Annotated in this window: 23 protein-coding genes; 21 read left to right on the forward strand and 2 right to left on the reverse strand. The window is 63.8% G+C overall.

The features are described from left to right. Nucleotides 1-14: 14 nt before the first annotated feature. On the forward strand, nucleotides 15-971 hold the full coding sequence (locus F0A17_RS15035; RefSeq protein ID WP_149329147.1) for a hypothetical protein: 957 nt from the start codon (nucleotides 15-17) through the stop codon (nucleotides 969-971). 53 nt (nucleotides 972-1024) lie between these two features. Here F0A17_RS15035 and F0A17_RS15040 read toward each other — a convergent pair whose 3' ends face one another. Continuing rightward, nucleotides 1025-1621 carry a Maf family protein gene (locus F0A17_RS15040; protein ID WP_149329148.1) on the reverse strand — a complete coding sequence of 199 codons (597 nt, stop codon included), beginning with the start codon at nucleotides 1619-1621 and terminating at the stop codon, nucleotides 1025-1027. 126 nt (nucleotides 1622-1747) lie between these two features. On the opposite strand from F0A17_RS15040, the gene F0A17_RS15045 reads away from it, so the two are divergent. From F0A17_RS15045 to F0A17_RS15125, 17 genes are all read left to right on the forward strand, one after another. Beyond that, complete coding sequence (locus F0A17_RS15045) at nucleotides 1748-2275, forward strand: YceD family protein (protein ID WP_149329149.1); 528 nt, start codon at nucleotides 1748-1750, stop codon at nucleotides 2273-2275. A gap of 30 nt (nucleotides 2276-2305) precedes the next feature. Next, the gene (gene rpmF / locus F0A17_RS15050) at nucleotides 2306-2476 is read left to right on the forward strand and encodes a 50S ribosomal protein L32 (protein ID WP_102588615.1); all 171 of its coding nucleotides are present in this window, start codon (nucleotides 2306-2308) and stop codon (nucleotides 2474-2476) included. A 35-nt stretch (nucleotides 2477-2511) separates the two neighbouring features. Further along, complete coding sequence (gene plsX, locus F0A17_RS15055; protein WP_149329255.1) at nucleotides 2512-3543, forward strand: phosphate acyltransferase PlsX; 1032 nt, start codon at nucleotides 2512-2514, stop codon at nucleotides 3541-3543. An 11-nt stretch (nucleotides 3544-3554) separates the two neighbouring features. Continuing rightward, entirely contained in the window at nucleotides 3555-4508 is a 954-nt protein-coding gene (gene fabD, locus F0A17_RS15060; RefSeq protein ID WP_149329150.1) for an ACP S-malonyltransferase, read from the forward strand. A gap of 58 nt (nucleotides 4509-4566) precedes the next feature. Next, complete coding sequence (gene fabG / locus F0A17_RS15065) at nucleotides 4567-5310, forward strand: 3-oxoacyl-ACP reductase FabG (RefSeq protein ID WP_149329151.1); 744 nt, start codon at nucleotides 4567-4569, stop codon at nucleotides 5308-5310. 123 nt (nucleotides 5311-5433) lie between these two features. Then, a complete protein-coding gene (gene acpP / locus F0A17_RS15070; protein ID WP_008956801.1) occupies nucleotides 5434-5667 on the forward strand; it encodes an acyl carrier protein in 234 nt (77 codons plus the stop codon). A gap of 189 nt (nucleotides 5668-5856) precedes the next feature. Then, nucleotides 5857-7098: a beta-ketoacyl-ACP synthase II gene (gene fabF / locus F0A17_RS15075; protein WP_422671008.1), complete on the forward strand. Its 1242-nt coding sequence runs from the start codon at nucleotides 5857-5859 to the stop codon at nucleotides 7096-7098. A 12-nt stretch (nucleotides 7099-7110) separates the two neighbouring features. Beyond that, entirely contained in the window at nucleotides 7111-7932 is an 822-nt protein-coding gene (gene pabC / locus F0A17_RS15080; RefSeq protein WP_149329153.1) for an aminodeoxychorismate lyase, read from the forward strand. Between the two features lie 28 nt (nucleotides 7933-7960). Then, nucleotides 7961-8965: an endolytic transglycosylase MltG gene (gene mltG, locus F0A17_RS15085; protein ID WP_149329154.1), complete on the forward strand. Its 1005-nt coding sequence runs from the start codon at nucleotides 7961-7963 to the stop codon at nucleotides 8963-8965. Between the two features lie 32 nt (nucleotides 8966-8997). After that, entirely contained in the window at nucleotides 8998-9651 is a 654-nt protein-coding gene (tmk, locus tag F0A17_RS15090) for a dTMP kinase (RefSeq protein WP_149329155.1), read from the forward strand. Beyond that, nucleotides 9642-10640 (forward strand): DNA polymerase III subunit delta', encoded by a 999-nt coding sequence (locus tag F0A17_RS15095; protein WP_149329156.1) that lies wholly within the window; start codon nucleotides 9642-9644, stop codon nucleotides 10638-10640. Before tmk ends, F0A17_RS15095 begins: the two co-directional genes overlap by 10 nt. A 23-nt stretch (nucleotides 10641-10663) precedes the next feature. Continuing rightward, nucleotides 10664-10999 carry a PilZ domain-containing protein gene (locus F0A17_RS15100; protein ID WP_149329157.1) on the forward strand — a complete coding sequence of 112 codons (336 nt, stop codon included), beginning with the start codon at nucleotides 10664-10666 and terminating at the stop codon, nucleotides 10997-10999. A 50-nt stretch (nucleotides 11000-11049) separates the two neighbouring features. Further along, nucleotides 11050-11895, forward strand: a complete 846-nt coding sequence (locus F0A17_RS15105; RefSeq protein ID WP_149329158.1) for a TatD family hydrolase — start codon at nucleotides 11050-11052, stop codon at nucleotides 11893-11895. 34 nt (nucleotides 11896-11929) lie between these two features. Continuing rightward, nucleotides 11930-12484, forward strand: a complete 555-nt coding sequence (locus F0A17_RS15110; RefSeq protein WP_149329159.1) for a DUF1285 domain-containing protein — start codon at nucleotides 11930-11932, stop codon at nucleotides 12482-12484. After that, nucleotides 12481-14697, forward strand: coding sequence for an ATP-dependent helicase (locus tag F0A17_RS15115; RefSeq protein WP_149329160.1), 2217 nt, complete (start codon nucleotides 12481-12483; stop codon nucleotides 14695-14697). Before F0A17_RS15110 ends, F0A17_RS15115 begins: the two co-directional genes overlap by 4 nt. Beyond that, a complete protein-coding gene (locus F0A17_RS15120; protein ID WP_149329161.1) occupies nucleotides 14697-15518 on the forward strand; it encodes a sulfurtransferase in 822 nt (273 codons plus the stop codon). Before F0A17_RS15115 ends, F0A17_RS15120 begins: the two co-directional genes overlap by 1 nt. A gap of 89 nt (nucleotides 15519-15607) precedes the next feature. Continuing rightward, nucleotides 15608-16591: a Gfo/Idh/MocA family oxidoreductase gene (locus F0A17_RS15125; RefSeq protein WP_149329162.1), complete on the forward strand. Its 984-nt coding sequence runs from the start codon at nucleotides 15608-15610 to the stop codon at nucleotides 16589-16591. 48 nt (nucleotides 16592-16639) lie between these two features. On the opposite strand, the gene F0A17_RS15130 is transcribed toward F0A17_RS15125, so the two are convergent. Continuing rightward, nucleotides 16640-18310, reverse strand: a complete 1671-nt coding sequence (locus tag F0A17_RS15130) for an electron transfer flavoprotein-ubiquinone oxidoreductase (protein ID WP_149329163.1) — start codon at nucleotides 18308-18310, stop codon at nucleotides 16640-16642. 400 nt (nucleotides 18311-18710) lie between these two features. On the opposite strand from F0A17_RS15130, the gene F0A17_RS15135 reads away from it, so the two are divergent. The 3 genes from F0A17_RS15135 (at nucleotide 18711) to F0A17_RS15145 (ending at nucleotide 21290) form a co-directional block, all read left to right on the forward strand. Continuing rightward, complete coding sequence (locus F0A17_RS15135) at nucleotides 18711-19460, forward strand: electron transfer flavoprotein subunit beta/FixA family protein (RefSeq protein WP_149329164.1); 750 nt, start codon at nucleotides 18711-18713, stop codon at nucleotides 19458-19460. A gap of 14 nt (nucleotides 19461-19474) precedes the next feature. Continuing rightward, nucleotides 19475-20401 carry an electron transfer flavoprotein subunit alpha/FixB family protein gene (locus tag F0A17_RS15140; RefSeq protein WP_149329165.1) on the forward strand — a complete coding sequence of 309 codons (927 nt, stop codon included), beginning with the start codon at nucleotides 19475-19477 and terminating at the stop codon, nucleotides 20399-20401. A gap of 277 nt (nucleotides 20402-20678) precedes the next feature. Next, nucleotides 20679-21290: a superoxide dismutase gene (locus F0A17_RS15145; protein WP_149329166.1), complete on the forward strand. Its 612-nt coding sequence runs from the start codon at nucleotides 20679-20681 to the stop codon at nucleotides 21288-21290. Nucleotides 21291-21425: the final 135 nt, after the last annotated feature.

Genomic DNA, 21425 nt, shown 5'->3' on the forward strand with positions numbered 1-21425 from the left:
AGGAGAACGGGGCGATGTTGAAAAACAAGACCAAAAAAATAATAAAAAGAGCTTTCAGGAAAACTGGGCTGGAAGTAAGAAGAGTGGCGGAGGCGAAGTTTTTCGACCTTTCTGAGGATAAGGGCCATCCGCTGGAGGCCGTCTATGCTGCGCGTGGAAAGCCATGTCTGGTGAAAGTTTCCTTGTCTCGGCTGGTGACGTTCGGGTACGGCGCGTTCTCGCTGGAAACGGGCGGTGGGCATCCGTTTCTGAAGACGCTTGAAGAATACAAGAAAAACCCCGTCATGTCGGAGAGGGAATCGTCACTATGTCGATTCTATGAGCTCTTTCGTCCGGCTTCGGCAAGCGAGTTGATGGGGCTGTCACAGCCTAGCTTTTCAAGATTGAATGAGCTATCGGCGCTTGAGGCTCCGCCGCTGTGGGCATGGGAGTCTCCTGAAGAATATGGTTCCTACATAAAAAGCATTCATCAGAAGGAGGATATAGAACAAGGGGCAAGATTTGGTGCTTTTGTTGGGGGGAGCCAATTCGGACCCGTCGAAACGAGAAAGCTGGCTGTCGAGTATTGTCGTTTGACGCGATTGTACGATTCGATCAGGGCGTATGGTTTCAGAGCCGATAGGTGTGAGCCCATGACGGGGGTGGCCATGGTCAACGGGAGCGAATGGTTGATAACCGTTTCAACGGGGCAGCACCGTATCGCATGCATGGCCGCTCTGGGCTATGACTCCGCCATCATTAAGTTACAGCCGACAAAGGCGCCAGCAGGGCTAATGCTGAGGTCATGCCACCGTCATTTTCCTACCGTGCTGAATGGCTTTCACACAGAGGAAGAGGCGCTTGAGATATTCGATAGGTTAATATCCAAGAAGCCGCCCAGGGCGGCCCACAAGTGGCTGGCTTATTGTGCTCATGGCGACGCAGTTGAGCCTGTGGTCGAAAGGAATCAATTGAGTGCCTTTCCCTGTTAGGCATGTGTTCTGTCCCGGTTGGCAACGCAAGGCGCGCCGCGAGATATGCCGGTCTAGGGTCGTAGCGGGTCCAGGCCGGCCTCGCGCAGCAGTTCGCACAGCCGGATCAGCGGCAAGCCGATCAGGGTGTTGGGGTCGTCCCCTTCGAGCTTTTCGAACAGGGCGATACCCAGCCCCTCCATGCGAAAGCTGCCGGCACTGTCGAGCGGCTGTTCGTGCTGCACGTAGTGGCCAATCTCTGCGTCGCTGAGTTGTCGGAACACCACATCGTAGCGCTCATGACAGACCCGATGGCGTCCGTTGCGCGTATCAATGAGGGCCAGCCCGGTAAGAAAGGTGACGCGGCGGCCCGAGAAGCGCATCAATTGGGCGCAGGCCGTAGCGGAGTCGCCGGGCTTGCCGAGCACTTCGCCGTCGAACACTGCGACCTGATCCGACCCAATCACCAGGTGGTCGGGATGATTCTCTGCCACGCGGTTTGCCTTGGACAAAGCCAGCCGATGCACCAGCGATTCGGGGGGCTCGCCGGGATGCGGGGTTTCGTCGATATCGGGGCTGACCCAGGCATAGGGCAGGCCAAGGCGATCGAGAAGCTGGCGGCGCCAGCGCGAGCCGGAGGCGAGTACGAGGCGAGAATCCGGGCGAGGCATGGGGCGCTCCTGTGGGTCGATTGAGGGCCGGTGGCACGGCACGGGCCCGTTAGCCGGTAGGCTATTGTAACCCGCTGACAAGGCGGCTTTGACAGGGGCAAGGGGAGTGCCTATCATTGCGCGCCTATGTTGACCTCAAGACTTCCCCACAGGGTCGAGCCCTACCGGCTCGCAGCCCGCTCCGAAAGCCTCGCTGGTCTGATGGCACTCGAGGACTTCGAGCGTCTCGCGGAGCAGGTTGGCCGCCAGGCCGGCGATTGCCGCGTATGGCTCGGTTTCGGTGTCGATGCCCAAGGGCGGCGCGAGATTCGCGGCCGCCTCGAGGCTGAGCTGCAACTGCCTTGCCGGCGTTGCCTCGAGCCGCTGGCGCAGCATGTCGAAAGCGAGTTCCTGCTGGGCATGGTCACGAGCGACGCTCTGGCGGCAGAGCTGCCGAGCACCCACGAGCCGGTGCTGGTGGAAAACGAACAGCTGAACCTGCTGGCGGTGGTCGAGGACGAACTGATCCTCAGCCTCCCCCAGGTGGTTTACCACGACGAGGCCCAGTGCGGCGTCTCGCGCGACCAGCTGAGCAGCGGCGAGGAGGCCGAATCGACCGAGCCGACTCGCGTCAGTCCTTTCGAGGTGCTGCGTCGCCTCAAGGGCAAACCCTGATTCTTTATCGTCTCACTTCGGAGTGACACCATGGCAGTTCAACAGAACCGTAAGACTCGTTCCAAGCGCGGCATGCGTCGTAGCCACGACGCCCTGAGCGCCCCGACCCTGTCCCAGGACAAGGAAACCGGTACCACTCATCTGCGTCACCATGTCTCTCCCGATGGTTTCTATCGCGGCCGTAAGATCGTCGACGCCTGAGCCGATTCGCTGTCGATGACGTCCGGCCCGTGACCGTGCGGATCGCCATCGACGCGATGGGCGGAGACGCGGGGCCTCGCGCTGTCGTACAGGGCGCGGCAGCTGCGGTGCAGGCCTGGCCTGGCTTGAGCATCGACCTGTTCGGCCCTCGCGACCAGCTGCAAACCGAGCTGATGAGCCTGCCGCGGCACCTTGCCGTGGCCGGCTCGCGTCTGTTCGTGCGCCACGCGCCGGAAACGATCCGTCAGGATCAGCGCCCGTCCGATGCCTTGCGGCGAGGTGGCGATACCAGCATGGCGCACATGTTGGCCCATGTCGCGGAGGGCGGTGCCATGGCCGGGGTCAGTGCCGGCAACACCGGTGCCCTGATGGCGTTGGCCCGGCGCGAGCTGGGCATGGTGGCTGGTATACCGCGTCCCGCGATATGCACCGCCATTCCGACCCGAGGCGACGGACGCTGTTATCTGCTGGATCTTGGCGCCAATGTCGATGCCGACGCCGAGCGACTGGTGGATTTCGCCCACATGGGCGACATCATGGCACGCCATGTGGATGGGCTGGGCGCTCCTCGGGTCGCGCTCCTCAACGTGGGTAGCGAGGGGACCAAGGGCAGCGCCACGGTACGCGAGGCAGATGCCTGGCTGAGCGAGTCGGAGGCGTTGAACTATCGCGGCTTCATCGAGGGTGACGGCATCTTTGCCGGCGCCGCCGACGTGGTGGTCTGCGACGGCTTCGTCGGCAATGCGGTACTCAAGGCCAGCGAAGGCTTGGCGCGCATGTTGATCGAGCGCGTGCAGGCAACTTTCGAGTCGCACTGGAGCAGCCGCCTGGTAGGAGTGTTGGCCAGGCCGGCGTTGCGAAGGCTGAAGGGCGAGCTGGACCCGGTGCGCTACAATGGCGCCAGCCTGTTGGGACTCGACGGTATCGTGATCAAGAGCCATGGTAGTGCCGATGCCACGGGCTTTTCCTATGCTGTGCTGCGTGCGGCCCAGGAGGTCAGCCGGGACTTGCCGGCCCGTCTCGCTCGCGAGCTGGGCGCTCGCCAGCACAGAACTCAACAAGAGTAATGGTGAACGACATGACTCAACCCCTTGCCCTCGTCTTTCCCGGACAGGGCTCCCAGCAAGTTGGCATGTTGCGGGAGCTGGCGGAGCGCTACAGCGTCGTCCGGACGACATTCGAGGAGGCAGCCGATGCGCTGGGCTATGACCTGTGGAAGGTCGTCCAGGAGGGGCCCGAAGAAGCGCTCAATGCGACTGCCTGCACGCAACCGGCGCTGCTGACGGCAAGTGTCGCCATTTGGCGCGTATGGCAGGAGCTCGAAGGGCCGCGGCCCGGCGCCATGGCCGGACACAGCCTCGGCGAATACAGCGCCATGGTCTGCGCCGGTGTCATGGGATTTGCCGACGGCGTACGCCTTGTGCGGCTGCGCGGCGAAGCGATGCAGGAGGCCGTGCCGCTCGGCCAGGGAGGCATGGCGGCCATCCTGGGGCTTGATGACGTCACCGTTGAAACGGTCTGTCACGAGGCCGCGCAAAATGATGTCGTGGCAGCAGTGAACTACAATGCCCCGGGGCAGGTGGTGATTGCCGGCGGCAAGGCTGCCGTCGAGCGGGCCATTGCGCTGTGTCAGGAGGCCGGTGCCAAGCGTGCCATGCCGTTGCCGGTGTCGGTGCCCTCGCACTGCGCCCTGATGCGGCCTGCTGCGGAGCGACTCAAGGCGGCGATGGCCGACCTTGAGATGCGTCCGCCTCGCTATACCGTTTACCAAAACGTCGACGCCCAGGCGCATGCCGACGTCGAGACGCTGCGGACGCGGTTGGTCGAGCAGCTCTATCAGCCGGTACGCTGGACTTCCTGTATGGAGGCAATGTCGGCTGGCGGTGCCCAGGTGTTTATTGAATGTGGCCCGGGCAAGGTGCTCACCGGCCTTGGCAAGCGCACCATCAAAGGCAGCAAGGGGCTGGCGGTCAATGACCCCGACAGCCTCGAGGCCGCTCTGGAGCTGGCACGCGAGACCGCCGGCCAGTAATTGCGATGCGGGGACGCATGCCCCCGAGACTCAACAGCACACCAGCGGAAACGGAATTATGACGAGCGAACGCAGAATCGCCTTGGTCACCGGCGCCAGTCGCGGCATCGGTCGCGCCATTGCCCATGAGCTGGGCCGCCAGGGGCGCGTGGTGGTCGGTACCGCGACCACGGAATCCGGCGCCGCACGGATCGACGAGGACCTGCGCACGAACGGTATCGAGGGCGCCGGGCGCGCCCTCGACGTGACCGATCAGGCTAGCGTCGATGCGCTGATCAAGGCGATCACCGACGAGTTCGGTGCGCCGACCGTTCTGGTCAACAATGCCGGCATCACGCGGGATAACCTGCTGATGCGCATGAAGGAAGACGAATGGGATTCGGTGCTCGACACCAATCTCAAGTCCGTCTACCGCGTTACCAAGGCCTGCCTGCGCGGCATGACCCGGGCACGCTTCGGACGCATCGTCAGCATCAGTTCCGTGGTGGCGACCATGGGCAATCTCGGCCAGACCAACTATGCTGCCGCCAAGGCGGGCATGGAAGGCTTTACGCGCGCCCTGGCGCGAGAGGTGGCGTCGCGGGCCATTACCGTCAACGCAGTGGCGCCGGGCTTCATCGCTACCGACATGACGCAGGCGCTGCCCGAAGAACAGCATCAGGCGCTTCTGACCCAGATTCCGCTGGCGCGCTTGGGCGAGCCGGAAGAGATAGCTGCCGCCGTCGGCTTCCTGACAGGGGAGAGCGCCGGCTACATCACCGGCGAAACCCTGCAAGTCAACGGTGGCATGAACATGCGTTGAAGCTGCCGCCGGTCGGCGGTTGCGCCGACGTGGGGGCGTCTATAAACTACCCCGCAGCTTGAGTTTGCGGACCTAACGGCTGGTCATCTGAACGGCTAACTTGAACGACTGGAGTATGTCATAATGAGCACCATCGAAGAGCGCGTGAAGAAGGTTGTGGCCGAGCGCCTGAACGTCAAGGAAGAGGACATCCAGAACAGCTCCTCCTTCACCGAAGACCTTGGCGCTGATTCCCTGGATACCGTCGAGCTGGTGATGGCGCTCGAAGAGGAATTCGATACCGAAATTCCCGATGAGGAAGCCGAGAAGATCACTACCGTTCAGGAAGCCATTGATTACGTCAACGCCCATCAGTAAGGGCGCGGTCGTCACCGCTTGCTGAGGTGAATGGGCTCTGTGAAGCCCACGGAAAGCCGTCCTGACTCGCAGGGCGGCTTTTTGCGTTGTCATGGGGGCGCGGCTGCCCAAGCGGCCCGTATGTCCGGTATAATGCGCGCAACGACGGCCCCTGGGATGGGCCGTGTCATCAAGTTGTCTGGAGGAATACTGATGGCTCGTAGAGTTGTGGTGACCGGGCTGGGATTGGTCACGCCGGTGGGCAACACCGTCACGGAGAGCTGGGAGAATATCCTGGCCGGCAAGAGCGGCATCGCCCCTATCGAGCATTTCGATGCCACCGGCTTCAACACGCGCTTCGGAGGCTCGGTCAAAGACTTCGACATCAGTCCGTATTTGAACCCCAAGGATGCGCGCAAGATGGATCTGTTCATCCAGTACGGGGTAGCGGCGGGCGCGCAGGCCATCAGCGATGCGGGTATCGAGTGTACCGAAGAGAACGCCGAGCGTATCGGCGTCGCCATAGGTTCCGGCATCGGGGGTCTCCCGATGATCGAGCACAATCACAATGCGCTCAACAAGGGCGGAGCACGCCGCATCTCGCCGTTCTTCGTACCCGGTTCGATCATCAACATGATCTCCGGCAACTTGGCCATTCAGCACGGCTTCCGCGGTCCCAATATCGCCATTACCACTGCCTGCACCACCGGTACCCACAACATCGGCTATAGCGCGCGTACGATTGCCTACGGTGACGCCGACGTAATGATTTGCGGCGGTGCCGAAATGGCGACCACGCCGCTGGGCCTGGGCGGTTTCTCGGCCGCACGTGCACTGTCGACCCGTAACGACGATCCACAAGCCGCCAGCCGGCCGTGGGATCGCGATCGCGATGGGTTCGTGCTCTCCGATGGCGCCGGTATTCTCGTGCTCGAGGAGTACGAGCATGCCAAGGCGCGCGGGGCACGCATCTACGCCGAGCTGACCGGCTTCGGCATGAGTGACGATGCCTTTCACATGACCGCGCCGCCCGAGGACGGCAGCGGGGCGGCACTGTCCATGCGCAATGCCATACGCGATGCAGGCCTGGATCCATCCGGCATCCACTACATCAATGCGCATGGCACCTCGACGCCTGCTGGCGACCTGGCCGAGACCCGTGCGGTGAAAAGGGTGCTGGGCGAGGCGGCATCTTCCGTGGCGGTAAGCTCCACCAAGTCGATGATCGGTCATTTGTTGGGTGCGGCGGGAGCCGTCGAGGCAGTCTTCTGCGTCCTGGCGATTCGCGACCAAGTCGCACCGCCAACCATCAACCTGGACAATCCCCAGGAGGGCTGCGATCTCGATTATGTGCCGCACAATGCCCGCGAAATGAAGATTGACGTAGCGCTGTCCAATTCGTTCGGCTTCGGCGGCACCAATGGCACCCTGGTCTTTTCCAGGCTGCGCTGAACGGTATTGGTGATGATTCGGGCGAGGCCGGAGCAGCAGGTGCCGCTCGACGATCGCGGCCTTGCCTATGGCGATGGTTTGTTCGAGACCGTGCTCGTACGCGACGGTGCAGCGCTGCTTTGGGACGAGCACTTGGCGCGACTTTCCCGTGGAAGCCGGGTGCTGGGCATCCCTTTGCCGCCGGCGAATGAACTTGAACGCCTGCCGCTCCAGGCCGGACCGGGGCTGCATGTGCTCAAGTTCATCCTCACTCGCGGCAGCGGCGGGCGCGGCTACCTGCCTTCTTCGGCACCGACACCACGCCTGGTGTGGCAGTTAGCCCCGTTCACCCCTCAGCCGCAGCGCTGGCAGGCAGGCGTGCGGGCTCGCCATTGTCGGCTGCGCCTGTCGATTCAGCCCGTCCTGGCGGGGATCAAGCATCTCAATCGGCTGGAGAACGTCCTGGCGCGTCGCGAGTGGAGCGACCCCGACGTGGCGGAGGGGGTGCTCTGTGATAGCGGGGGTCGGTTGATCGAGGCGACGTGCATGAACCTGTTCTGGCAACGCGGAGGGCGGCTGGAGACGCCTCGGCTGGAGGGCTGTGGGGTGGCGGGTACGCTGCGCGAGGCACTACTGGAACGCTTGGCGCTGACCGAAGTCGACGTCGGCCCCGAGGCGCTGATCGAAGCCGAGGCTGTTTGGCTTGGCAACTCGATCCAGGGCCTCTGGCCGCTCGCGCAGCTCGACGATGCCGACGGCACCCCATGCAGGCGCTGGGTGATAGGCGACATGCATCGCGCTCTTCAGGTCGAGGCGCATGCTTTGCTCGACTACCCGGTGAGCTTCGAGGTTTGAACGCAAGAGAGCCGAGCGAGGAAGACGCATGCTGCGTGTGGTAAAGATTCTGGCGTTGTTGGTGGCGATGACGGCGATAGCGGCATTCGCCGGCTATCGGTACTGGGAGAGCCGACTGGAGGCTCCCATCGCGGTGGACGAGGAGACCCTCTACGAGGTGCCAAGCGGTGCGGGGTATCATCGGGTCGTCGCAGACTTGGCCAACCGCGGTGTGTTGCAGGATGAATGGGCGTTTCGTCTCCTGACCCGGCTCGAGCCGGAATCGATACCGCGACTTCGTGCCGGTGAGTACATGCTCGAGCCCGGCATGAGTGGCCTCGAACTGCTCGAACTGTTGGGTAGCGATCGTGTCGTCACTTATTCCCTGACCGTTCCCGAGGGGTGGACCTTTCGCCAGATGCGCGCCCATCTGGATGCGGCGCCCAAGCTCGAAAAGCGGACCCGCGACCTATCCGACGAGGAAATCATGGCGCTGCTCGAGCGGGAGGGGCGCCATCCCGAGGGTTGGTTCTTCCCCGATACCTACCGTTATCACAAGGGTATGAGCGACGTGGACATCCTGCGTCAGGCGCTAACCCGCATGGAGCGGATCCTCGAGGAAGTGTGGGAGCAACGCAGCGACGACCTGCCCTTCGAGACGCCCTACGAGGCGCTGATCATGGCCTCGTTGATCGAGCGCGAGACGGGGGCCCCTGAGGAGCGCCGCGAGATCGCCGGCGTGTTCAAGCGCCGGCTCGAGCGGGGCATGCGTCTTCAGACCGACCCCACCGTGATCTACGGCATGGGCGAGCGCTATGCGGGGCGCATCACCCGCGCGGACCTGCGGGAAGCGACGCCCTACAATACCTACACCATCGACGGGCTGCCGCCGACGCCCATTGCCTTGCCCGGGCGGGCGTCGCTGGAAGCCGCCGTCGATCCGCTGCCCGGCGACACGCTCTATTTCGTCTCACGGGGCGATGGTACGCACCACTTCTCACGTAGCCTTCGTGAGCACAATAACGCGGTGAACCGCTACATCCGCAACCGCTAACCGAAAAGCGGGCAACCGGCATAGGAGTCTCGATGCAACGGCGAGGACGATTCATCACCCTGGAAGGCGGCGAGGGCGTCGGCAAGTCGACCAACCTCGACGGGGTGACGCGCTGGCTTACGGAGCGTGGCATCGAGGTGATTCGCACCCGAGAGCCGGGTGGCACACCCCGGGCCGAGGCGATACGCGACCTGCTGCTCGCTCCGGATATCGACGAGCCACTCGACGACGATGCCGAGTTGCTGTTGATCTTTGCCGCGCGTGCGCAGCACTTGGCACGGAAGATCCGCCCCGCGCTGGAGCGGGGGGTCTGGGTCGTATGCGATCGATTCACCGATGCCACCTTCGCCTATCAAGGTGGTGGGCGTGGCATCGAACCGGCGCGTATCGCCGAACTGGAACGCTTCGTGCAGCGTGGACTGGAACCCGACCTCACCCTGCTGCTCGACATGCCGGTCGAGGCGGCCCAGCGCCGCCTGCAGGGTCGGCTGGCCGCCAGCGGCGATGACCGAGATCGCTTCGAGCGGGAGCGGGCCGACTTCTTCGAGGCGGTTCGTGAGGCTTACTTGTCGCGAGCTGCTGCGGCCCCCCAACGTGTAGCGATCGTCGATGCCGATGCCCCGCTTCAGACCGTGCAGGCGCGTCTTGCCGCGTGTCTGGAAGAGCGAGTGACGCCATGGTTGTGAACGCGTCGCCGGTCGGGCCGTTGCCCTGGCAGGCCCCGTTATGGCAGCGCTTCCTGGTCCAGCATCGTGCCGGGCGCCTGCCCCACGCGCTGCTGCTCTCCGGCCCTCACGGCGTGGGCAAGCAACGCTTCGCCGAAGCACTGGTCGCCTATCTGTTGTGCACCTCTCCGGGTGAGGTGGCATGCGGCCGCTGCCATGGCTGCCATATGCTGGCGTCGGGCTATCATCCCGATCTGCTGCGCGTCTCGCCGGAAGAGGGCAAGCGCCAGATCCGTATCGATCCGATCCGCGAGGTCAACGCCTTCGTCGCCCAGACCGCCCAGCAGGGCGGGCATCGCGTCATCGTGATCTCGCCTGCCGAGGCCATGAACGTCTCCGCCGGCAATGCGCTGCTGAAGAGCCTGGAGGAGCCGGGTGCACGGACGCAGTTCGTGCTGTTGGCGGATGTGCCGTCGCGCATGCTCGCCACCATCCGCTCGCGCTGCCAGCACTGGAACCTGCCACTGCCCGATGCCGAGCGCAGCCAGGGGTGGCTCGCCGAGCGCCTGGGCGGGCACGAGGAAGCTGACTTCTGGTGGCAGGTGTCGGGTGGGCTGCCACTACTGGCAGCGGAGTTGGCCTCACCGGAGTCGCGTGTCCTGCGCAAGCAGCTCCATGAAACCTTTGACGCGTTGGTGCGCGGCGCCGAGCCGGTGGCGGAGGCCGCCCGCCTCGATCGCCAATCGGTCGAGGCCATCCTGTGGTACGGTATCGCCTGGCTGGAAGATCTGATCCGCTTGGGGTTGTCAGGAGAGGGAGCCCGGGTGCGTAACCCCGACCTGCTGCCGCTGTATCGGCAGGCGGTGAAGAACGCTCGAGTACGCGACTGGTTCCGGCTGCTGGATTACGCTCGGGAGCAGCGCCGGCTGCTTGCCACGGGCGGCAACCCGAACCCCCAGCTGGTCCTTGAGGCCTGGCTGGTACGCTGGTCGGCCCTGTTGCGTTCCTGACGCGGGGCAAGGGAGGAACTCACATGGCGCCACAGAAAGCTTTGTCGCTGGCAATCCAGGACGAGCAAACGCTGCTTTCCGCCTACATGCCGCTTCTGGAGCGGGGCGGCATCTTCGTGCCTACCCGCGAGCGCTACGAACTGGGCCAGGAAGTCTATCTATTGTTGACCCTACCCGGCGAAAGCGAGCGCATGCCGGTGACCGGCCAGGTGGTCTGGGTCTCGCCCGACGGCGTGGCCGGGCGGCGCGTGCCGGGTATCGGAATTCATTTCAGTCCCGAGGACCAGGTCGTGCGCGATCGCATCGAGACCCTGCTGGCCGGTCAGTTGGACAAGGGGACACCGACCTATACCCTTTGAGCCACTGCTCGGTATCCTTTCCTTACCATTCAACGACGAGTCCGATCCGCATGTTTGTCGACTCCCATTGTCATCTCGATCGCCTCGATCCGGTCACGCACGGCGGCAGCCTCGACGCTGCGTTGGATGCCGCTCGCGCTCGTGACGTGCGCCAGTTCCTCGCCGTTGCCGTCACTCTCGAGGACGTGCCGGCCCTGATCGAGCTGAGCCGTGAACACGCCGACGTAGCCATCTCCGCCGGCATCCATCCCATGCAGACGCTGGATCACGAACCCGATATCGAGACGATCAAGCAAGTGGCGGAGCACTCTGGTGCGGTGGCCATCGGCGAGTGCGGCCTCGACTATCATTATCTGGACAAGACGCCCGGGCGCGTCCCGTCGCGCGACGTGCAGTGCGAGCGTTTTCGTCGGCAGCTGATTGCCGCCACCGAACTTGAGCTGCCGGTGATCGTGCATACCCGCGAGGCACGAGAGGACACCCTGGAACTGATCCGCGAACACAGCGACCCGGCGATCGGCGGGGTCCTGCATTGTTTCACCGAAGATCTCGACATGGCGCGCGAAGCGGTTCGGCACGGTTTTTCTATTTCGCTGTCGGGCATCGTCACCTTTCGCAATGCCGAGGCGCTGCGTGACGTGGCCCGCCGCGTTCCGCTCGATCGCCTGTTGATCGAGACCGACAGCCCCTACCTGGCACCCGTGCCGCATCGTGGCAAACCCAATGAGCCGGCTTGGGTCGTTGAAGTGGCTGAGTGCATCGCCGCTGTACGTGGCATCAGCGTCGACGAAGTCGCCATGCAGACCACGGCCAATTTCTATCGCCTGTTTCGCGCCGCGGCCCCCGAACCCTCCGCGGATATCCGCGAAGCCCTCGCCAGGGCCGGCCTGGTCTAGCCTGTAAGACAAAGGACTTCCTGCGGAGACCAGCATGAACCTGGAGCCCCTGCTCAAGCATGTCGACCCCGATGCTGCCATTCCCCCGCTGGATCGTTGGAATCCGGCACGTGCCGGGGAGATGGATCTGGAAATTACCCTTGACGGCCGCTGGTTTCACGAAGGGCGGGAGATGACGCGTCCCCGCCTGGTCCGGTTGCTGTCGACGCTGCTGCGGCGTGAAGAGGATGGCGGCTACTATCTGGTGACACCGGCCGAGAAGCAACGTATTCGTGTCGTCGACCGGCCCTTCGTCGGCGTCGACGCCGAGCAGGACGAGGCAGGGGACTGGTGGCTGATCACCAATGTCGGCGATCGCGTGCGGCTCGACGAGGCGCATCGCTTTCAGCTCAGCGCCATGCCCGACGGGGACGAGATCCCTGAGGTGCCGATCCGCTTCGGTCTGTCGGCGCGGTTGGGGCGCAACGTCTACTATCGCCTGGTGGAGTGCGCCGAGCAGCGTGACACCAGCAACGGTCTCGTCGAGCTTGGGCTTGTCAGTGTCGGTGTCTGGCAGCCCCTCGGGGTCTTGCCGGCCGAGACACCGTGAAGTTGACCGACGAGCAACGCGCTGTGATCGAGCATGGCGACGGCCATGCTCGAGTCGCTGCGGTGGCAGGGGCCGGCAAGACCACCACGCTCGTCGCGCGGGTGATGCATCTGCTTGATCGTGGCGTGCCGGCCAGTCGGATCCTGGTGCTGATGTTCAATCGCTCCGCGCGCGAGGATTTTCAGCGCCGGCTGGTCGAGGGAGCATCCGCCGGGCAGCGTCTGCCTGACGTGCGCACCTTCCATTCCCTGGGGCATCGCCTGACGATGAGCCTGACCCGCTGGGGAGCGCTGGCGCCGCGTCAGCTCATCGCCGCAGACTGGCAGGTGGAGCGCTTGTTGCGCCAGGCGACCGTGGAAGTTCTCGACGACGAGCGATGCGAGACGGCTCTCGAATCCGACACGCTGGAGGCGCTGGCACATTTCTGCGGTCTGGTGAAGGCCGAAATGCAACCGGCGGCGGCGCTCTATGAGCGGCTCGATTTCGGCGAGGAGACGTCACACTTCGCGGCGGCCTTCGAACGGCTCGAATCGCTGCTCGCCGAGCACGGCCTGATGACCTACTCCGATCTGCTCTACCGACCGCTCAGGGCGCTGGAAGCCGACCCCGCACTGGTGCAGCGGGTCCAGGGCTACCTCGACCATGTCATCATCGACGAATATCAAGACATCAACCAGGCGCAGTTGCGCCTGCTGGCGCTGTTAGCGGGGCGGGATGCCGACGTGATGGCGGTGGGCGACGCCAACCAATGCATCTACGAATGGCGTGGCGCGCACCCCGATACCATGCATGCGCACTTTTCCGCCACCTTCGGCGATGCGACCGACTACCCGCTTTCCACGACCTTCCGGCATGGCCACTCGCTGGCGCTGCTGGCCAACCATGCCATCGCTGCCAATCGTCGTCGCCCCGACCAGCTCTGCCTGGCCGCTCCCGGCAATCCTCCCACCGAGCTCAGCGTGGCGCAGGGCGGCGCGGCGCTGCTGGCCAGCCTCGAAGAGTGGCAGCGCAGAGGGCGACGCCTCGGCGAGGCCTGTCTGCTGGTGCGCAGTTGGGCGTTAACGGTTCCGGTGCAGTTACAGCTGCTGCAAGCCGGCATTCCGTTCCGGCTCTCGCGCGAGGATCGTTTCGTATTTCGTCTGCCGCTGGTACAAGCCCTGGCGGGGTATCTGCGCCTGGCCCGAGCTCCACAGGGGCTGCGCGACCCGGCCTTGCTGCTGCGCTTGTTCGAGCAGCCCACACCATTCGTCGCCCGCGAGCGCCTGGTGGCATTGGCTCGACGGCTGGCCGATACCCAGCACTTTCCCGAGCGGCACGACCCCCTGCTGGCCGGCCTCAAGCCGATGCAGCGCCGCAATCTCAAGCGACGCTGGGCGCTATTGTGCGAACTGCCACGACTCGGAGACTGGTCGCCGGCGAGACTGCTGGCGCATGTCGTCGATAGCCTGGATGCGGAAAAGGTACTCAAGCGTGCGGCGGCGAGACGGGAGAAGGGCGATGAGGATGTGCGGTTGCTCGACGTACTGGTTGAGCAGGCCGGCGAAGTGCATGATATCGATGCCTTCATCGAACTGCTGGAACGCCCCGTCGAGAATCACGCCGATGGCCTGACGATCACCACGGTGCATGGTGCCAAGGGGCTGGAATGGCCATTAGTGATCCTTGCCGGTGTCAACGAAGAGGACTTCCCTCACTACAGCCGTGACAATCCGCTGACACCCCATCGGCTCGAGGAGGAGCGGCGCCTCTTCTACGTGGCAGTGACACGGGCCAGGGAGCGCTTGCTGCTGTTGCACGGCGGCGGCGAGCATCGACCCAGCCGCTTCATCGCCGAAACGGCCTGGGAAGATTGCCGGGACATTGACGCACGGCTGAGGGATGTGGAGCCAGACATGCCTCCCCTGGCGGTCGAGGCGCCGGCATTGGTCTCGCGCTATCTTCAGGCCGTAGGCCATGATATCGCCATAGCGGCGCGTAGGGCGGCGATCGCCGAGACGCCCGCCGGATATGCGGCGGAGTACCAGCCGGGGCAGCGGCTGCGCCATGCGGTATTCGGCGAGGGCGAGGTGGCGGTGGTGGAGGGCGACCCCGCGGATCCGGTGATCGAAGTGCGCTTTGTCCAAGCCGGGCGTCGTCGGCTGCTTGCCCGCCGAGCACCGATCGAGTTGCTGCCGGTGGTTAGCGTCAGTGAACATGCCGGAGGAGAACGGTGATGAAGCGAGTGCTGATCACGGCCGAAGAGGTGTCGGCCGAGTTACGGGAAGGGCGCCCTCTTCGCGTGTTGGATTGTCGTGCGCGGCTGGGTGAGCCTGAAGCCGGAGAGCGATTGTGGCAGGCAGGTCACGTGCCCGGCAGTCTCCATTTCGATCTCGACCGCGACTTGGCGGCTTCGCCGGGCGAAGGTGGGCGACACCCGCTGCCGTCTACCGATGCCTTCACTGCATCGCTGCAGCGGCTGGGGATCTCTCCGAAGCTGCCCGTTGTGGTTCTGGATGACATGGGCGGTCAGTTGGCAGCGGCACGGGCCTGGTGGATGCTTGCCTGCTGGGCAGGTCATCCCAATGTCCGGGTACTGGATGGTGGCCTGCAGGCCTGGCAGGAAGTGGGGGGTGAGCTGCCGCTGGGGCGCGAGCCTTTACCCGAGCCCAGCCGATGGCAGCCGCATTATGATGCGAGTGCCCTGGTCAGCGCCGACGAACTCTTCTCGGGGCGAGCGTTGAAGGTCGATGCTCGCGGCGAGGAACGCTTTCGTGGCGAGGTCGAGCCCATCGATCCGGTGGCAGGCCACATCCCCGGTGCCACGTGTCGGCCGAGTGGCGCCAACCTGACCGACACGGGACGCTTCAAGCCACCGGAGAGACTCGACGACGAACTGCCACGTGCCGAAGCCATCGTGGCCTACTGTGGCTCGGGCGTGACCGCCTGCCACAATATTCTCGCCTATGCCGTTGCCGGGCGCTCCCTGCCGAGGCTCTATCCGGGCTCCTGGAGCGAGTGGATTCGCGATCCGTCGCGTCCCGTGGCTCAAGGGTGACGAAATGGTGACAATGCATGTGTTCCGTGCCGACTATCGCTAAGCTCAGGGAGGAAGCGTAGGGAATAGGGAAGGCCAAGGAGGCCGACATGAATTTTGCGCTTATCGGAGCTGCGGGTTATATCGCCCCCCGTCACATGCAGGCCATCAAGGAGACCGGCCACGCGCTGGTCGCCGCCTACGATATCAACGACTCGGTCGGCATCATCGACTCCATCTCGACCGATTGCGCCTTTTTCACTGAGTTTGAGAATTTCATGGAGCATGCCTGGCGCCTCAGGCGACAGCAGAATCGGGCGATCGACTACTGGGTGGTCTGTTCCCCCAATCACCTGCACAGCGCCCATATCACCGCTGGCTTGTACCTAGGCTGCGACGTGATTTGCGAGAAACCGCTGGTGTCGACGCCGGCCCAGCTCGATGAGCTGCGCGGCATCGAAGCGGAAACCGGGCGGCGCGTCTACAGCATCATGCAGCTTCGTCATCATCCCGCCATTCATGAGCTGCGCGACAAGATCCTGACCGAGTGCCGCGAGGAGCGATACGACGTCGAGCTGACCTATATCACGGCGCGTGGCCCCTGGTACCAGGCCAGCTGGAAGGGCGATCCGCGCAAGTCGTTCGGTGTTATGGCGGAGATCGGCATTCACTTTTTCGATATGCTGCACTTGATCTTCGGCGACCTGCAGCATCATTCGCTGCACTACCATGACGAGCGCAAGGCCGCCGGCTTCCTGGAATACGAAAAAGCGCGAGTCCGCTGGTTTCTCTCCATCGATGCCGAGGACCTGCCCGCCCATGTCCGCGATCGTCACGCGACCTATCGCAGCATTGTCTGCGACGAAGAGGCGTTCGATTTCTCCAATGGCTACACCGACCTCCATACCGTGAGCTATCGGGAGATCCTGGCCGGACGCGGCTTCGGCATCGAGGACGTACGCCATTGTCTCGAGACCGTACATCGCCTTGGCCTTGCCACACCTCAAGCCCCGCGTGACGGCGAAGCCCACCCTTGGCTCGAACGGGTCGACGCGACGCCGGCCGGCAACGACGATAAGGCGTCGGGGCGGTAGGTACCGGCAGGCGCCGGCCCGGAAAGTGAGGGGCCGGCCGCATCGCGATCACATGTTGGGGTAGTTGGGCCCGCCGCCACCCTCCGGCGCCACCCAGTTGATGTTCTGGGCCGGGTCCTTGATATCGCATGTCTTGCAATGTACGCAGTTCTGGAAGTTGATCTGGAAGCGCGGCTTGCCGTCGTCATCCTCGACCACCTCGTAGACCCCGGCGGGACAATAACGCTGCGCCGGTTCGGCGTACTTGGGCAGGTTCTCACGAATCGGCAGCTCAGGGTCATCCAGCCGCAGGTGGCAGGGCTGGTCTTCTTCGTGATTGGTATTCGACAGGAACACCGAGGAGAGCTTGTCGAAGGAGAGCTTACCGTCGGGCTTGGGATAGTCGATCTTCTCGAACTGGCTGATTGGCTTGAGCGCCGCGTGATCCGGCGTGGTGTCGTGAACGTTGGGCAGCTTGCCGCCCAGTAACTGATTGACGAAGTTGTAGGCACCGCCGCCCACGGTACCGTACTTGTGAATCGCCGGGCCGAAGCTGGCGGACTCCTTGAGCTCGGCATAGGCCCAGCTCGCCTCCCATTTCTCGGTGAAGGCGGTCAGTTCCCGGCCCCCCTCGTCGCCGCCGGCAAGGGCCTCGAATACCGTCTCGGCGGCTAGCAGGCCAGATTTCATTGCCGTATGCAGCCCCTTGATCTTGGCGAAGTTCAGCGTGCCGGCATCGCAACCGATTAGCAAGCCACCGGGAAAAGTTATCTTCGGCAAACAGTTGAGACCGCCCTTGGTGATGGCGCGGGCACCATAAGCCACGCGCTTGCCGCCCGTCAGGTACTTGGCCAGCACCGGATGATGCTTCATGCGCTGGAATTCGTCGAACGGCGACAGCCACGGGTTCTGGTAGGCGAGATCCACGATCAGGCCGACGACGACCTGCTGATTCTCGGCATGGTAGAGGAACCAACCACCATGGGTGTCCTTGGGTAACGGCCAGCCGGAACCGTGCAGCACCAGGCCTGGCTCATGCTGGTCGGCCGGAACGTCCCACAGCTCCTTGAGGCCGATTCCGTAATGTTGCGGATCCTTGCCCTCGTTGAGCTTGAACCGCTCGATCAGGCGCTTGCCCAGGTGACCGCGCGAGCCTTCGGCAAACAGCGTGTACTTGGCGCGCAGTTCCATCCCCGGCATGTAGCTATCCTTGGGCGTGCCGTCGGCGGCAACGCCCATATCGCCGATGAGAATGCCGCGCACGGTGCCATCTTCATCGTGCAGCACTTCCTGGGCGGCGAAGCCGGGGAAGACCTCGACGCCTAGTTCCTCGGCCTGCTCGGCTAGCCAGCGGCACAGGTTGCCGGCGCTGGTCACGTAGCGCTTCATGTCGCCGCCGGTATTGTGCATGCTCTTGGGTACCAAAGCGTTAGGCAGTTTCTGCGCCTTCTCGGCATCCTTGAGCAGATAGACCTCGTCGCGGATGGCAGGCGTGGTAAGCGGTGCGCCGCGCTCCTCCCAATCGGGAAAAAGTTCTTGCAGGGCGCGCGGCTCGAAGACCGCACCCGACAGGATATGAGCACCCACTTCGGAGCCTTTCTCCACCACACAGACCGATAGCTCCTGGCCGGCATCGTTGGCCTGTTGCATCAGGCGGCAGGCTGCTGACAGCCCCGAGGGACCGGCCCCGACGATCAATACGTCGAAATCCATCGAATCACGTTCCACTTGCTCAGACATCCGCTCGCTCCTCCCACGATTCCGGCGCTGGGGTGATGCCACCAACGTCGAAAGTAATTTAAACGGTCGTTTGCTTCTCGATATTCTCCATGATAGGCATAATAAACGACTCAGGATACCCCTACGATGGCAATGTAAGACGAGTCTGCCGGTGGCGAGGGGATTGTTGCCGGCGGCTGGCTTATGGCAAATTGACAGGGTTTTTTTGGCTGGCGCCTATCAAACGCTTGCATGAATGCATAGACGACATGCCGGATGGTTCCAAGGACGCGTTGACTTCGCATGCGCAGTGCGATGCCCGCTGGCGCAGCGGTTGTGTGCGATACGTGCCTCTTGAACGGAAGCGGAAGTCAACGAGTCCCTAACCCAAGGTTCATCGATCGAACCAAGCGAGGACACCATGAAAGTACTCGTCGCGGTCAAACGCGTCATCGACTACAACGTCAAGATCCGGGTCAAGGCGGATCACTCCGACGTCGATCTCACCAACGTCAAGATGGCCATGAACCCCTTCTGCGAGATCGCCGTGGAAGAGGCGGTACGGCTGAAGGAAAAAGGCGTGGCCACCGAGGTGGTCGCCGTGACCGTCGGCCCCAAGGCCGCCCAGGAGCAGCTGCGCACCGCGCTGGCGCTGGGCGCCGACCGCGCCGTGCACATCGAGACCGACGCGCGCGTCGAGTCGCTGGCCGCGGCCAAGCTGCTGGCCAAGGTGGTGGAGGCCGAGCAGCCGGGGCTGGTGATCCTCGGCAAGCAGGCCATCGACACCGACAACAACCAGACCGGCCAGATGCTCGCCGCCCTGGCCGGCCTGCCCCAGGGCACCTTCGCCTCCGAGGTCGTGGTGGAGAATGACAAGGTCCAGGTCACGCGCGAGATCGACGGCGGCCTGCAGACCGTCGAGCTGACCCTGCCGGCGGTGATCACCACCGACCTGCGCTTGAACGAGCCGCGCTACGCCAAGCTGCCCGACATCATGAAGGCCAAGAAGAAGCCGCTCGACGTCAAGTCGCCGGCCGAGCTGGGCGTCGAGGTGGAAAGCCGGCTCACGCTGCTCAAGGTCGAGTCGCCGGCCGAGCGCAAGGGCGGCATCAAGGTGGGCTCCGTCGACGAGCTCGTGGACAAACTCAAGAACGAAGCCAAGGTGCTTTGAGGGGAGCTGATCGGATGAGCATTCTGGTACTTGCCGAACATCACGACGGCGTCCTGGCCGGCGTCACCGCCCACGTCGTGGCCGCCGCCCAGGCCATCGGCGGCGACATCGACGTGCTGGTCGCCGGCGAGGACGTCGGCGCCGTGGCCGACGCGGCCGCCAGGCTCGACGGCGTGCGCCGCGTGCGCGTGGCCGACCACGCCGTCTACGCCCACCAATTGGCCGAACCGCTGGGCGCGCTGCTGGCCGAGCTCGCCGGCGACTACACGCACGTGCTCGCCGCCGCCACCACCACCGGCAAGAACGTGCTGCCGCGGGTCGCCGCGCTGAAGGACGTCAGCCAGGTGTCCGAGATCGTCGAAGTGGTCGACGCCGACACCTTCAGGCGCCCGATCTACGCCGGCAACGCCATCGCCACGGTCAAGAGCGCCGACAGCCTCAAGGTCATCACCGTGCGCGGCACCGGCTTCGATGCGGTAGGTGAGAGCGGACATGCCGCCATCGAGAGCGTCGACACGGTCGTCGACAACAGCCAGTCCACCTTCCTCAAGCAGGAACTGGCCCAGAGCGACCGTCCCGAGCTCGCCGCCGCCAAGGTGGTGATCTCCGGCGGTCGCGGCATGGGCAGCGGCGAGAACTTCACGCTGCTCGAGGGCATCGCCGACAAGCTGGGCGCGGCCATCGGCGCCTCGCGGGCGGCGGTGGACGCCGGCTTCGTGCCCAACGACATGCAGGTGGGGCAGACCGGCAAGATCGTCGCGCCGGAGCTCTACATCGCGGTGGGCATTTCCGGAGCCATCCAGCACCTGGCCGGCATGAAGGACTCCAAGGTGATCGTGGCGATCAACAAGGACGAGGAGGCGCCGATCTTCCAGGTGGCCGACTACGGCCTCGTCGGCGACCTGTTCGAGATCCTGCCGGAGCTGGAAAGCAAGCTGTAAGAAGATCGCGATCCTCCGAGGGCAGGCCCGACAGAGACTTCGTCGGCGACCGGCACGAAGGTCTGCTGACCTGGAAAGCGAGCGACACGTGCCCGACTGGCACGAAAAGCCGGCCTTTGGGCCGGCTTACCTTTTTTGGCCTACCTCTGTTCATTAGCAATGGCTATATAAAAGCGACACATTCGCTATTAGCGTATAGCGCAACTTTTTGCCATGCTAGGTGGACGCAGTCACGGGGATAACCCCTGAATTCCGTTGCTTTCATGGAGGAGCGAATATGCCGCATACACTGCCCGAGCTTCCTTACGCCTATGACGCGCTCGAGCCGCACATCGACGCGATGACCATGGAAATTCATCATTCGCGCCACCACAAGACCTATGTCGACAAGCTCAACGCCGCACTGGAGGGCACCGGACTGGAGGACGTGCCGGTGGATGAGCTGATGGCCAGCATCGATCGGGTGCCTGAAGCGAAACGGCAGGAGGTCATCAATAACGGGGGCGGACACTCCAACCACGCCAAGTTCTGGCAGATGATGACACCGAACGGTGGCGGACAGCCCCAGGGCAAGGTGGCCCAGGCCATCGACAACGAGTTGGGCGGCTTCGATGCCTTCAAGGAGGCCTTCACCAAGGCGGCCTTGGGTCGCTTCGGTAGCGGCTGGGCTTGGTTGAGCGTGACGCCCGAGAAGAAACTGGTGGTCGAGAACACCCTGAACCAAGACAGTCCGCACATGCATGGCAACACTCCGGTGTTGGGCCTGGACGTGTGGGAGCACGCCTACTACCTGAAGTACCAGAACAAGCGTCCCGACTACGTGAGCGCCTTCTTCAACGTGGTCAACTGGGACGACGTGGAGCGTCGCTACCAGGAAGCGACTGCCTGATGGCGTAGGCGACAAGCCACCCAACGGGACCTGTCGAACGCCGCAGCCCATGGCTGCGGCGTTTACTTTGGCAGAATCAGTGACGACACCCGAGGATCAAGCAAAGGAGAACGATTGTATTTTAATTGGTGAATG

Origin of the sequence: Billgrantia pellis, assembly GCF_008297955.1 — a bacterium.
Taxonomy (GTDB): domain Bacteria; phylum Pseudomonadota; class Gammaproteobacteria; order Pseudomonadales; family Halomonadaceae; genus Halomonas; species Halomonas pellis.